This is a genomic window from Pararhodobacter aggregans, from assembly GCF_003075525.1.
Lineage (GTDB): Bacteria > Pseudomonadota > Alphaproteobacteria > Rhodobacterales > Rhodobacteraceae > Pararhodobacter > Pararhodobacter aggregans.
This window is the reverse complement of sequence record NZ_QDDR01000025.1, coordinates 1-13,621: the sequence shown is the minus strand read 5'-3', so window position 1 is coordinate 13,621 and position 13,621 is coordinate 1. Positions and strand designations below refer to the sequence as shown.

At 63.9% G+C, this 13,621-nt stretch carries 7 protein-coding genes and 2 pseudogenes; 2 read left to right on the top strand and 7 right to left on the bottom strand.

Annotated features, from left to right (window positions below):
• Window positions 1-128 precede the first annotated feature (128 nt).
• From DDE23_RS24680 to DDE23_RS24670, 3 genes and pseudogenes are all read right to left on the bottom strand, one after another.
• Window positions 129-1,061, bottom strand: coding sequence for a DUF2493 domain-containing protein (locus DDE23_RS24680; protein ID WP_107755211.1), 933 nt, complete (start codon window positions 1,059-1,061; stop codon window positions 129-131).
• Window positions 1,062-1,431: 370 nt separating this feature from the next.
• Complete coding sequence (locus DDE23_RS24675; RefSeq protein ID WP_107755210.1) at window positions 1,432-2,463, bottom strand: DUF7146 domain-containing protein; 1,032 nt, start codon at window positions 2,461-2,463, stop codon at window positions 1,432-1,434.
• 3 nt (window positions 2,464-2,466) lie between these two features.
• Window positions 2,467-4,254, bottom strand: a pseudogene (locus DDE23_RS24670) (strawberry notch C-terminal domain-containing protein); the annotation flags it as partial.
• 181 nt (window positions 4,255-4,435) lie between these two features.
• Here DDE23_RS24670 and DDE23_RS24665 point away from each other — a divergent pair.
• Window positions 4,436-6,943 (top strand): TOTE conflict system archaeo-eukaryotic primase domain-containing protein, encoded by a 2,508-nt coding sequence (locus DDE23_RS24665; protein ID WP_107755209.1) that lies wholly within the window; start codon window positions 4,436-4,438, stop codon window positions 6,941-6,943.
• A gap of 67 nt (window positions 6,944-7,010) precedes the next feature.
• Here DDE23_RS24665 and DDE23_RS24660 read toward each other — a convergent pair whose 3' ends face one another.
• The 4 genes and pseudogenes from DDE23_RS24660 to DDE23_RS24645 all read right to left on the bottom strand — a co-directional run.
• Window positions 7,011-8,024, bottom strand: a complete 1,014-nt coding sequence (locus DDE23_RS24660; RefSeq protein WP_107755208.1) for a tyrosine-type recombinase/integrase — start codon at window positions 8,022-8,024, stop codon at window positions 7,011-7,013.
• A complete protein-coding gene (locus tag DDE23_RS24655) occupies window positions 8,021-8,932 on the bottom strand; it encodes a tyrosine-type recombinase/integrase (protein ID WP_107755207.1) in 912 nt (303 codons plus the stop codon). The genes DDE23_RS24660 and DDE23_RS24655 overlap by 4 nt, the downstream gene beginning before the upstream one ends.
• On the bottom strand, window positions 8,929-10,458 hold the full coding sequence (locus DDE23_RS24650; protein WP_107755206.1) for a tyrosine-type recombinase/integrase: 1,530 nt from the start codon (window positions 10,456-10,458) through the stop codon (window positions 8,929-8,931). Before DDE23_RS24650 ends, DDE23_RS24655 begins: the two co-directional genes overlap by 4 nt.
• Before the next feature lie 150 nt (window positions 10,459-10,608).
• A pseudogene (locus DDE23_RS24645) lies at window positions 10,609-13,185 on the bottom strand (strawberry notch-like NTP hydrolase domain-containing protein); the annotation flags it as partial.
• A 177-nt stretch (window positions 13,186-13,362) separates the two neighbouring features.
• On the opposite strand from DDE23_RS24645, the gene DDE23_RS25265 reads away from it, so the two are divergent.
• Window positions 13,363-13,527, top strand: coding sequence for a hypothetical protein (locus tag DDE23_RS25265; RefSeq protein WP_157958119.1), 165 nt, complete (start codon window positions 13,363-13,365; stop codon window positions 13,525-13,527).
• The last annotated feature ends 94 nt before the right edge of the window (window positions 13,528-13,621 follow it).

Genomic DNA, 13,621 nt, shown 5'->3' with positions numbered 1-13,621 from the left:
GAAGGAAACGCCTGCAATGAAGCTCGGAATCGCCCGTGGGAAGATGCGTCTCAGCGAGTTCTTCGGGTGAAAGAGAGAGCAGCCGCCGAATGATCGGCGGCTGCATCATTTACTGCAAAGGGCTGGGCTCACGCCCCCTTCTCGAACTTCATGACCGGGATGCCCAGCTTCTTGGCCTTGTCGGCGAGGTTCTCCTGGATGCCGGTGCCCGGGAAGACGAGGACGCCCACGGGCAGCACGTCCAGCATCGCGTCGTTGCGCTTGAAGGGGGCGGCTTTGGCATGCTTGGTCCAGTCAGGCTTGAAGGCAACCTGCGTCACGCCGCGGGCCTCGGCCCATTTGGCGGCGATGAGTTCTGCGCCCTTCGGGCTTCCACCATGCAGAAGGACCATGTCGGGATACTTGGTACGGACCTGATCGAGCTTGCCCCAGATCAGGCGGTGATCGTTGAAGTCGGTCCCGCCGGTGAGGGCAACCTTGGGGCCTGCAGGCAACATCACCTCGGTTTCTGCGCGGCGCTTGGCGGCGAGGAAGTCGCGGCTGTCAATGAGCGCGGCGGTCATGTGCTGGCGGTTCACCATCGAGCCAGTGCGGGGGCGCCAGGTCGATCCCGTGTGATGGACGAACTCGGTGGCGGCGTGATCGCGCATCATGTCCATGCAGTTGCGCCGTTCGATCAGCGTCAGGCCTTCGGCCGTCAGGCGTTCGAGTTCGGTGGAATTCACCTCGGAGCCGTCCTGCTCGCGCTGCAGGCGGCGCTGCGCCTGTTCGTTCTCATCGAGCGACCGCTCGATACGGGCCGTGGCGCGGTGGAAGAGGTTGACCTGGCCCCAGAGCACCTCTTCGAGGTCGGGCTCCATTCGGGTGTCTTCAAGGCTCGCGACGAGGGCATCGAAGATGTCGGCGACGGCGACTGCGAGGCGCTGCCCATCGGGCATCGGGCGCGGATCGGGCTCGTCAAAGGGACGGAAGCCATAAAGCTGCAGCTCATCGAGCGCATGGGCGGTCTGGGATGCAGTGTGGGCGGGTTCATAGGTGTCGTCGTGGGTGTGGATCGTCATCGGTTTCTTGCCTCCGGGCCTGTCTCATCCGCGCGACAACCCGCGCGGCCTTCATGGGCTGCGAAAGCTGTCACTGGGGACGCCCCCTCACCCCGCCTTCGGGGCCGGAACGCATGTGGAGGAGGGCGGCAGGCAAGCTATTTGTTTCGCGATGCAAAGCGGGGGCTCGTCCCCCGCGGCGGAAATAGCTTGCCTGCCGCCCTTGATGGGGCGTCCCCTTTGACGGCCGCCTGCCCATCTCTTGAAGGCCGTGTGGGTGACGGGTGGATGAGATTGCCCGGGAAGAGGCAAAGGTGATGATCCACACCCGCGACAGGACTGCAGGACCCTTACCCCCCTCTGCCCCTGACCGCCCCCTGCGCGATGCTGCTCAGCCTGACAGGCGCTGCCGATCCTCAAGCCCGATCTGCCCTGCCAGATACTGGCGCAGCGCCTCTTTGCCGGTCGCCCGGAGATCATCGTTGAAATCCCCGAGTTGTGGCTCGAGCACATGGCACCCAATCCCGACCTCTGTGGCTCTGGCGCTCAACCTCTCTGCCGCGCGTTGGCCGGCAGGATCGCGGTCGATGGCGATGTAGAGGCGCTGAAGCCCCTCCGGCAACAGGACCGCCCCGAGGTGACCCGACGAGAGCGCCGCCCAGACGGGAAGGCCGGGGGCCGCCTCGGACAGGGACAGCATGGTCTCGATGCCCTCGCCGATAACGAGGATGTCGTCATACGGGGTCAGCCTGACGGCATTGCCGAGGAGGTGACCCATGGCACGCCGCTGCGTCTCGACAGCCGCCTTCCCCTGTCCGTCAGGTGCCAGCCAGGTTCGATGCACGCCCTGCAAGGCCCCTGCCCCATCGGTGACCGCGGCGATCAGCGCCGGTCTGGGGATGCTGCTGGTCTGGCCCTCATCCCGATGCCAGCACTTCCGATGGAAGCGCAGCGCACTCGTCATGCCGCCTTGGGTCAGGCCCCGGGCGCGAAGGTAGGTATCAGCAAGCGTGCCTGCGACTGGCATAGAGGCTGCAAACAAACGCGCCGCCGCCGCTGGTGTGCCGCCGGGGGCCTGGGCCTTCTTCGGCACTGGCCTATCCGGGAGGACCGGCTGGGGACGGCCAAGATGCGCCCGGGCCTCGGCCAGAAGATCGGGAAAGCGCGAGATCCCGGTTCGCTCGCGGATGATGTCGAGGAGATCGCCATGCTCGCCTGTGGCGCCATCGGTGAACTTGCCGGCCGCGCCCGGCCCTGAGGCGGGTCCAGTCAGCCGCACAAAGAGCGACCGGCCGGGGTTGTTCTGCAGGTCACCCACGATCCAGTAGGACCCTTCCCGCCGTCCGGCGGGAAGGTAGGCGCGACACACGCCTTCGGCATTTTCCGCCAGAGCGCGGATCAGATCTTCAGTCTCGGAATACATGGCTCAGCACCCTCCACGCGTATGTAGTCCTGTCACGGGACAACGTGCAAGCAGACGATCAAGCACTGTGATGCCGCTGGAGTCTGCTGGGCAGAAGAGCCGCAGCTTCCAGGCGATGATCTCCGAGAAGAACCCATCCGCTTTGAGCCGGTCCTTGGCGGCACCCAAAAAGCCCGACAGCTCGATCCGGTTCACCCCCATGACGCGGGACCGGTGCAGCTCCATCCCTTCGGCCAGCCGCACCACGGTCTTGCCCTCCAGAACGAGGGCATGGACCTGCGCGGCGGACAGTTGCGGCGCTTCACCCGCCAGCGTCGTCGCGACCCAGGCGGGCGAGACACGGCGACCGATGATGCGCTGGCCATCGTCGGTTTGCAGTCGGTAGACGCGGGTCTCGTCCTGCGGGAGCTGCTTCCAGATCGGCAGCAAGAGGCCCGCCACGATGTGCAGCGTGGTTTCCGTGAATTCCGGCACCTCGGCCAGTTCCGTGGTCCAGGCGGCTGTGAAAGCCGTGCGGTCAGCCTCGAGCCAATGCGTGTCGTCCATCAGCTTTGCCGGCACGGTGCTGGCCTCCGTTGGCCGGATCAGCCTCAGCCGCGGTTCGATGGTGCCGTCGTCTAGCATCAGGCTGGTCGCGGGCACCTGCACGGCAGCCCTGTTTGAGCGGCTGTTAACTAGCAAACGCGCCTTCGGATCGTCCAGCCAGTGGAGCGCATCAGCGAGCGCGGTCGGCGTGTTGCGCTGCTTTTGCGCGATGGTCAGGAGCTGGGTTTCTGCGCCGGAGCCGGGATGGGTGTAGATCACACGCGCATCCGTCACCTGAAAGCTCTCGGCGCGCAGCGTCTCGAGCCCGAGGTCGTAGACCCCGGCAGCGATGGCGCCCTCGATTCGCTGGTCGAGGAGTTCCTCGAAGACCGAGAACAGCACGGCCTGCATGTCGATCGTCAGCGCCAGCAGGCGATTGAGGAAGGTGGTGATAGGCGGCAGGTCATCCTTCAAACCGTTGTCATCGGTCAGGCTCAGACCGGTCGCATCCTCAAACGCCCCGAGCGAGCAGCCAACGACATCGCCGCGATAGAGGCGGCGGTAAAGCTGGCGCAGGGCGTCGCGGGCATAGGGGGACTCGAGGTTGTCCTCGGGTCGGAACAGCCCCTGCCCGCCGGTCTGGCGCTGGCCGCGCGTGATGGCCCCCAACGTGTCGAGGCGGCGGGCGATGGTCGACAGGAACCGCTTCTCAGCCTTCACATCGGTGGCGACGGGCCGGAAGAGCGGCGGCTGCGCCTGATTGGTGCGGTTGGTGCGCCCGAGGCCCTGAATTGCAGCATCGGCCTTCCAGCCCGGCTCGAGAAGGTAGTGGACCCGCAGGCGCTGGTTCTTCGCGCCGAGATCGGCGTGGTAGCTGCGTCCCGTGCCGCCGGCATCGGAGAAGATCAGGATGCGCTTCTGGTCATCCATGAAGGCGGCGGTTTCCGCAAGGTTGGCAGACCCCGCCCGGCTTTCGACGACGAGGCGCGCGGCAGGGCCTTCGCCCTTTCGCACGATCCGACGCGACCGGCCCGTCACCTCGGCCACGAGGTCGGTGCCGAAACGCTGGACGATCTGGTCGAGAGCCCCGGGCACGGGCGGAAGTGATGCCAGCTTCTCGATCAGCGCGTCGCGTCTGCGCGCGGCCTCGCGACATTCGACCGGTTGGCCGTCGCGCATGACGGGGCGCGAGGACAGATTGCCCTCGCTGTCAGTGAAGGGCTCGTAGAGCTGCACCGGGAAGGAATGGGCGAGGTAGTCCAAGACATAATATGCCGCGTCCGCGTTATGCAGAGCGCGGCGCTTCATGTCGTTGATATGATGTTTCATTTCGGGATCTCCACTTGGCATAATCATGATGCCTCTGCTCTCAACCGCAGAAGGACACCCCGACATGACCTCCCCCTCCAACTCCCACCCCGGCAGCGCAGCCGCCGGAAGCGGAGGCATGCTTACCGCAGAGCCGTTTGACCGTTATGGTCGGAGTGAGGGGACAACTTGGCGGAAATCACAGGTGGCGGACAGGAGCGGGACAGAAACAGAAATGGCCAGGGTTCGGGCACGGCTGGCCGAGCTGGATAAGGAACAACGTCAGCTTCTGCAGGAGCTTTCGGCGCTGGAGGCCAAGCAAACCGCAGAAGTAGCCGCGCAAGCCAAACGTCCATCCTTTGAAAATGCCCCCGTCACCAACATGTCGACGTCGGGCGAAAAGGTCGAACTGTTCCGCAACCTGTTTGCTGGTCGCCCGGACGTGTTTCCGGTGCGATGGGAAAACCGCAAGACAGGACGCGCCGGCTATTCGCCTGCCTGCTTCAACGAATGGGTCAAAGGCATCTGCGGAAAGCCCACCGTCAAATGCGGGGACTGCAAGCATCAGCGGTTCATACCCCCCGATGCCAGCGTCATCGAACGACACCCGCGAGGCGGCGAGGGCCTTTCGGCTGACTTCGTGGCCGGCGTTTACCCTTTGCTGCGGGATGATACCTGCTGGTTCCTGGCAGCAGATTTTGACAAGGCGTCTTGGGCAGAGGACGCCAGTGCCCTACTTGCAACTTGTCAGACGAAGGGTGTGCCTGCTGCACTGGAACGGTCCCGATCGGGCAATGGGGGCCATGTCTGGATATTCTTCGCCGAACCTGTGTCGGCTCGGGCGGCTCGCCAGCTTGGATCGGCACTGATCACGGAAACCATGGAGAAACGGCCAGAGATCGGATTTTCTTCCTATGACCGCCTCTTTCCGAACCAGGATACGATGCCCGCTGGCGGCTTTGGAAACCTGATCGCGCTGCCGCTCCAGCACAGTGCCCGGAGGGTCGGCAATAGCGTCTTCCTCGATCAGGATCTTCAGCCATACGAAGACCAGTGGGCGTATCTGTCGACGCTGCCACGGATGACCGCGGAGGCGGTAGCCGATCTTGTTGCGGCTGCTGAGGCATCTGGTCAGGTGCTCGCCGTCCGGATGCCGGTTGATGATGAAGACGCTGACGAGCCCTGGAAAATGTCGCCGTCGCGACGCCCGAAGGCAAAGCCTGCGGACGTGGTGGTTCTTCCAAACATCAAGGTAGCAGTCGCAGATCAGGTCTACATTGACCGAACCGGGCTGCCCTCTGCGATGATTGCCCAATTGGTACGGGTCGCAGCTTTCCAGAACCCCGAGTTCTATCGGGCGCAAGCGATGCGGCTGCCCACCTTCGGAAAGCCTCGCGTGGTCTCCTTTGCCGAGCTGCACCCACGCCACATTGCCTTGCCTCGAGGCTGCTTTGATGAGGCGGTTGAAGTCCTGACCGAACACGGTGCGAAGGCAGAACTGGACGACCAGCGCAGCGATGGAACCCCGCTGCCGAGCACGGTTCAGTTCCTTGGTGAGCTTCGGCCGCCGCAACGGCGCGCCTTCGAGGCGCTCATCGCGCATGATACTGGCGTGCTTGCCGCGACCACAGCCTTCGGCAAAACCGTCGTCGCGTCGGCCCTGATTGCTCATCGCGCCCGAAACACGCTGGTTCTGGTGCATCGTCGTGAACTTCTCGACCAGTGGATTGAGCGGCTGAAGACCTTCCTTCAGATCGACCCCAAGCAGATCGGCACAATTGGCGGTGGAAGGCGGAAACCGACAGGCGTGATTGACGTGGCGCTTATCCAGAGCCTGGTCAGAAACGGCGTAGTCGACGACATCGTGGCTGACTACGGCCAGTTGATCGTCGATGAATGCCACCACCTGTCCGCGGCGAGTTTTGAGCTTGTCGCGCGCAGAACGAAGGCCCGCTATGTCGTCGGTTTGTCGGCAACCGTCGCCCGAAAAGACGGTCACCATCCCATCATCTTCATGCAATGCGGGCCCGTTCGGCATCAGGTTCATGCCAGATCGCAGGCTGCTGAGAGCGGCATTCGGCATCGGGCGCGCGAGCGTCACACGCGGTTCAAACTGCCTGAAGTGCTTGCGATGGCGGAACGGCCATCGATGCCCGCGATCTATGCCGCTCTGGCTGAAGACGCCGGTCGAAATGATCAGATCTTTGATGATGTGCTGAAATCTCTTGAGGCGAAGCGGTCCCCGATCGTGCTGACCGAGCGCAAAGACCATCTGGATTATCTGCAGCAGCGGTTCTCCAAGTTTGCGAAGAATCTGGTCGTCCTGCGAGGCGGCATGTCGGCGAAAGATCGCAAGTCCGCCGTCGCTGCGCTGAATGTCCCCCATGAAGAGGAACGGCTGATCCTTGCGACAGGGCGCTACATCGGGGAGGGGTTTGACGACACCCGGCTCGATACCCTGTTCCTGACAATGCCAATCGCGTGGAAAGGAACGCTGGCGCAATATGTTGGCCGCCTGCACCGGCAACATGACGGCAAGAAGGACGTTCTGGTCGTGGATTACGTGGACAGTGCGGTGCCGGTCCTGGCGAGGATGGCTGCAAAACGGCGATCTGGGTATCGCGCGCTTGGCTATGTGATGGAATAGCAGCGCCCCATCCTATGTGGGACGCTGCCGATGCACGGCGAGTCAGTTACTCAGAACGGTGCCGTGGTCATAGCCGCGCCTTCGCGCCTGTCGCGGCCGCAAGGATTGCCATCAGCTTGTCAGACGGCGGCCGGAACTTGCCCGGCTTGATCAGCGGGGCATGATGCGCTTCGAGAAAAGCAAGCTTCTCGGTCGGGTCCGCGCGCAAATACATCTCGGTCGTCTGGAGGCTGGCATGACCCAGCCATAGGGCGACTTTGCGGACATCGCCTGTAGCCTGCAGCGTGTGCATGGCGCAGCTGTGCCGCAGCACATGCGGGGTCACGTGCTTGTCGGCAATCGACGGGGTCGCGCGTTCGGCCACGGCCACATGTTGACGGAGCCGGTAGGCGAAACCATCCCGCGTCATGGGACCGCCATCGCGGTTCAGGAAAAGTTCCGACCCGACATCGTTGGGACGGACTGCCAGCCAGGCCCGAATGGCAGCTTGCGTCTCCTTCCAGAGCGGCAGCACCCGCTCCCGACGGCCCTTCCCAAGCACCCGGATGTTTGCGAACGAGCCCCGCGGGAAATCGTCCATCCGAACTGCGAGAAGTTCAGATGCCCGCAAACCTGCTGCATAGGCCAGGTGAAGCATCGCCCGATCACGCAGCCCAGCCGGCGTTTTGCTGTCTGGGGCCGCAAGTAGGGCGCGCACTTCGCCCTTCGTCAGGTAGTCGATCAGCTTTACATCCGTGCGTTTAACGGGCAGCGACCTGATCATCATCGCCTGTTCGAGGCAGGCTGGACGCCTTGGTTCAAGGAAGCGGAAAAACGCCTTAATCGCTGCCAGCCGGGCATTGCGGGATCGCACGGTATTGGCTCGACCCTCTTCGATGTGCTCGAGAAAGGCCCTGATCAGGCTGACGTCGAGATCCTCGATAGCAAGGTCAGAAGGCTGTCGTTTAAGGCGTGTGGCCGCAAACCGCAGCAAGAGTGTGAACGCGTGGGCATAGGCGGCGATGGTATGTTGGCTGGCGCCACGCTCATCGGGCAGATGCTTCTGCAGGAAAGCCGACAGGTCCGGCGCGAGCGGGGTCATGCTGCACCCCCGATCCACGTCTCTTCTGCCCTTGCCGCGATCATTTGCAACAAGACGGGGGTGGCTTCGAGATACCAATAGGTATTTGCGATATCGACATGGCCGAGATAGGTGCTCAGGGTCCGCATGTGCCGCAGGACGGACTGCGGATCAGTCCCGCAGCTCTCGAGGGACCGAACCGCGAAGGTGTGGCGCAAATCGTGTAGCCGGGGGCCGGGACCTGTCGGATTGCGGTAACCGAGCTTGCGCACGATCCGTACGAAAACCACGTGTGCTCTCGTCGCCGTCGGTGCGTGACCGTGCCCGAGCACGAAAAGGTCATGACCGGCATCACGGACGACGCGCCGCCGATCGAGATAGCGCTCCAACGCTGCACGGGTCGAGGCGTGAAGAGGGACCAGGCGGCTCTTGCCAAATTTGCCCTTGCGGATCATCAGGCCATCTTCCGTCAGGTCGTCGCAACACAGGGACAATGCTTCCGAGATGCGCAGACCTGTCGAGGCCAGCAATCCGAACAGCGTGTGATAGGTCTGCGGGCTGATCGGGGTCAGGCCTGGAACCAGCAGCGCCTCCGCCAGGATGCCATTGATCTGGTTCTGCGACAGGATGTGGGGAGCGGGTCGGCGCCGCCTTGACCGGCCGAACAATCCTGCGACTGGAACCTCGTGCTGCACGTCCTCTGCATGCAGGAACATCGCGAAGGCGCGGGCCTGATCATATCGGTCTTGTGCAGAACTAGGCGTGGCCGCCCTGCCTGCCCATTCGAGGATTAGTGCCGCGGTTACATGCGGATCGGTCCGGTCAGCAGCAAATGCGGCGAACTCGCGCAAGGACCTCTCATGTTTGGCAAACCCCTTTCCGAGGGCGCGATGCAGGTTGATGTAGCGGTCGACATGGCGATGCATCATGCTGCGTACCCCGGCCAAGGCTGGGCCACGGCCCCCAGCATATCGACATCGACCTTGGCGTAGATTGCGGTTGTGTCGCGTGAAGCGTGGCGCAGCGCGGCCCCAATCTGATCCAGTTCCGCCCCACCGCGCAGCCATGTCGAAGCCAGCGAATGCCGAAACACATGTGCGCCGGTCGGCAGGCCGACGAAGCCGCCGCGGGAAAGGACTCGAGAGACGATACCGGCGATCTCGGCCGATGAGCGAAATGGGGTGAAAGGGGCTTGGACGCGCAAGAAGACCCTGTCGGACGCAACCACCGGGCGCGCGTCCTCGATATAGGCGAGCAGCGCATCACCGACGTCCTGCGGCAAAGGCATCAACACCCCGCGTCGGCTTTTGCCGTGCAATCGCAACCTGCTCGCGCGCCAGTCAATGTCGGAGAGGCGGAGTTGCCAGATATCGCCGGCCCGCAAGGCCATCCGCGCCAGAAGCAGGATGATTGCGCGGTCTCGCACCTCAACCAACGTGCCTGCGGCGCAGGACGCGACGATCTCTTCGATGGTCGAAGCCGGGATCGTCTTTGGGACGGTGGAAAGCCTGCGTCGCACCCCTGACGGCACCGCAAGAAGCAGCGACGGAGCACACAACCCCTCGCCGATCATGAAACGCAAGAATGTGCGCAATACTGTTATCGTCATGCGGACTGACGATCGGGAGCGGTCCTCGCCTTGATCCAGAACGATCGAGCGGACGGCCGCAGCGGTGATCCCCTGCGGTTCCGATCCAAGCTTCATCAGCCAGCGGCCCAACTCTTGCTGATAGCGCCTGATCGTCTCGGACGTGGCGCCGCGCTCCCTGCGCATCCAAGTGGCAAAATCGGCGAGGCGTGGATCGGCCGGTAATTCCGTGGACACGGCCACCGGGATTACCCCTTCCTTTCTGAGGAAAGACACGAAGGCGCGGGCACCACGGCGGCGATCCTTATTGCCGGTGCCCTCGACCCGCTTGCCGCGTTTGGTCTTGATCCCGCACCGGCAGTCGTGATGGGCAAACTGCTCGATCACGTTGATATCGATATGGCTGGCCGGAATACGTCGCTGCAGAGCCCATTCCGCAAAATGCCGCGCCTGACTCATGCGGGAGTCGTAGGTGACCTTGCCGTAACCTTGGCCAGCAAGCCACGCGGAAAAGCCGGCCAAATGCGGGCCAAGCCGGGCAACCTCGTCTGGAATGGCCACATGGCCGGTATCCTCCAGATAACGAAGAAACCTCCGGACCTCGGTGATGTAAGCGGGGTCCCGCAACTGCGCGGCGCTATAGCGGCCGCACCGGCAGCGGTGTCGCGCAAAACGACTGATCGCCGCAGTATCAAGATCCCTGATCGAGATATGCCGATCGGTGACCCACTTCAGGAAATGCCGGGCGGCGCTGAGCGCGCCAGCAGACAAGTTGGGATTATCCGCAAGATAACCGGAAACAAGTGCTTGGCCGTTGACAGCCCCGGCGGCTGCGCTGCCGGGGTGGGAGTTGGAGGGGGAGGTCATGTCGGGGTGTCCTTCTGCGGTTGAGAGCAGAGGCATCTTGATTATGCCAAGTGGAGATCCCGAAATGAAACATCATATCAACGACATGAAGCGCCGCGCTCTGCATAACGCGGACGCGGCATATTATGTCTTATCCGGAGTTCCGGATAATACGTATTCCCGCGGGGTGATGTCGACGCGGATGTCGTTCCATTCGTCGGTGGGGATTTCTGACAGGCGGCGTTCCATCAGCGCTTCGCCCGTCGAGACGATCTGGATGACGGCGGCATGGCCCGCCGCGAGATCGGCCTCGATGGCGGCGATTAGCGTGGAGGTTTTCATGGAGGTCAGCAGATGCCCGAAGAACCGCTGCTTCGCGGACTCGAAGGCCGACCGCGCGGCGGACTTGGCCTGGCGGTTCAGCGTGCCGCTGTCGCCCGTGATGTTGGCGGCCTCCATCGCGGCGGCGAGATTGTTATGGATGATGGCAAAAGCGCCGGCATAGGCATCGTAGATGCCGCGCTGCTCGGGCGTCAGCGCATGTTCCAGGATTTCGTATTCGACGCCGTCATAGGAGAGCGAGCGTGCGGTGTAGAGACCGAGCGATCGGAGGTCGCGGGCGAGGACCTCCATGGCTGCCACGCCACCGGCTTCGATGGCCTGCACGAATTCCGCTCGCGTCGCGAAGGGGAAGTCTTCGCCGCCCCAGAGTCCGAGCCTTTGCGCATAAGCGAGGTTGTGCACCGTCGTGGCTCCCGTGGCAGAGACGTAGACCACGCGGGCATTGGGCAGCTTGTGCTGCAGACGCAGACCCGCCTTGCCCTGCTGCGAGGCCTCGGTGTCCCCACGCTCGCCCTTGCTTCCTGCGGCATTGGCCATGGCGTGGCTTTCGTCAAAGAGGATCACCCCGTCGAACTCCGCCCCCAGCCAGTCGACGATCTGGTCGACGCGGGATTTCTTGGCGCCCCGCTCCTCGGACCGCAGCGTCGCATAGGTGGTGAACAGGATACCCTCAGCGAGCGGGATGTCGCGGCCCTGCGCGAAACGCGAGAGCGGCGTGACCAGCAGTCGCTCCTGGCCGAGTGCGGACCAGTCGCGCTGCGCATCCTCCAGTAGCTTGTCGCTCTTCGAGATCCAGAGCGCCTTGCGGCGACCTTGGGCCCAGTTGTCGAGCACAATCCCGGCTGATTGGCGGCCCTTGCCCGCCCCCGTGCCGTCGCCAAGGAAGAAGCCGCGGCGGAAGCGGACAGCGTCTGCGGCATCGTCGGGCGCGGCAGACACCGTGTCGCCGGTCTCATCGACGGTCCAAGACCCCGCGAGATAGGCGTCATGCGCCTCACCGGCATAGATCACGGTCTCAAGCTGCGCGTCGGACAGCAGGCCGTCGCGCAGGACGGCGGCGGGGAGTTTCGGGCGGTAGGAGGGTTTCGGGGGCGCAACGGACGCCATGGCCGCGGATTGCACAAGCTTGGTCGGGTGTGGAGCGGCACCGGGAATGTCGATCGCCTGCAGCCGAAAGATCTCGTAGATCTCGTCAGAAAGGCGCGCGGAGCCGAGGCCGTCCTCCGTCTCGCGCAGCGTGTAGGCGAGGTCCTCGGCATCGGGCGTGGTGACATGCGCATCCGTCTTGGCCGACGCCGTTGACCGCTGGGGTCGAGCGGCAGGGCCGGAGGCACGGGAAGGAATTCCCCGGAAAGAGGAAATGGGCCGGGAACATGCGCCCACACCCGCATCCAACTCGACGCGTGGCGGGACCTCGGCGGTGATCCGGGCAAGGAGGTGGGCCACATCGGGCGAGATGGACCGTGCCAGATCGGCGGTGATGCCACCCTGCTCGCCGCCCCGGCATTTGTCGAAGACCGAGATCCGCGTCTCGAAGCTAGTGCCGTGCTTGGCGAAAGCAGCGCCCGACACAGCGCCGGTGAAGACCAGATGGGCACTCTCGGTCAGGCGGCCGAATGTCTCTGCCCACGCAGGCGCATCGGGTGCGAAACCGGCTCCGGTGATTGCGACCAGACGCCCGCCGGGGGCGAGCCGGGCAAGCGCCGAGCGGAGGTGGCGCGCTGTCGCCTCTGTCGTCCGGCCATCGACATTCGCCACAACCGAAAACGGCGGGTTCATCAAGATGACGCTTGGGCGGACGCCCGCGTCGAGATGATCGTCGATCTGTGCTGCGTCGAATGTGGTGACGGGATGACCCGGAAAGAGAAGGCGCAGAAGGTCGGCGCGGGTGTCTGCCAACTCGTTCAGCGCGAGGCTGCCGCTGGCGATTTCCGCGAGGATCGCCAGAAGGCCGGTCCCGGCCGAAGGCTCGAGGACCAGGTCACGCCGGGTGATCTGCGCAGCAGTGAGCGCCGCGAGCCCCATGGGCAAGGGCGTCGAGAATTGCTGGAAGCGCTCCATCTCCTCCGAGCGGCGGGTGTGCGTCGGCAAGAGGCCGGCCACCTTGGAGAGGATCGGCAGCAGCGCCGCAGGCGAGCCGGCCCGGGCCAGCAGCGCGCGGCCGAACTTCCGCAGGAAGAGGACCAGCGCCACCTCGCCCGCCTCATAGGCAAGCTTCCAGTCCCAGCAACCATCGGCATCTGAGCCGCCAAAGGCGCGCTCCATCTCGAGCCGCAGACGCAGCGCGTCGATCTGGAAACCTTGGGTCAGATCGGGCTGCAACACTTCGGCGACGGCGAGGATCGCTGGCGCGAGATCGCGCGATGGAACGGGAACGGGAGGCGCAACGGGTGCGAGATAGGTCATCGGGAAGCTCCAGAATGAGGGACAGGATCAGGCCCGGACACCCTCTCTCGGGCACCCTCAGGCCTGATCTTCCCCCGCCCATCTCTCCCTCTCGAACCGACGCGCCCCAGAGCTTCGGCTTGATTTTGTTCCTGTTATGTTCTATATTCAGGGCCAAGCCAGCAAGGGAGTTTCCCGATGGACAGCACCACATACGCCTTGCCCGCGACGCCCAAGCAGATCGCCTATGCGCGCTCGCTCGCCCTGCGCAACCAGACCCTCCTGCTCTGGGAAGTTCAGCAGGACCGCCGGTCGCTCAGCGCCTGGATCGTAAGCATTCGCGGAGGGCCGTCTGGCTGTTGAGCGGGCAGAACGTTTATCGAGTGTCCTTATGGACGCACACGAAGACACTCGCCGTATTCAAGTTTTGTCGGTCTCTGATACCGGCCGTCGTCGG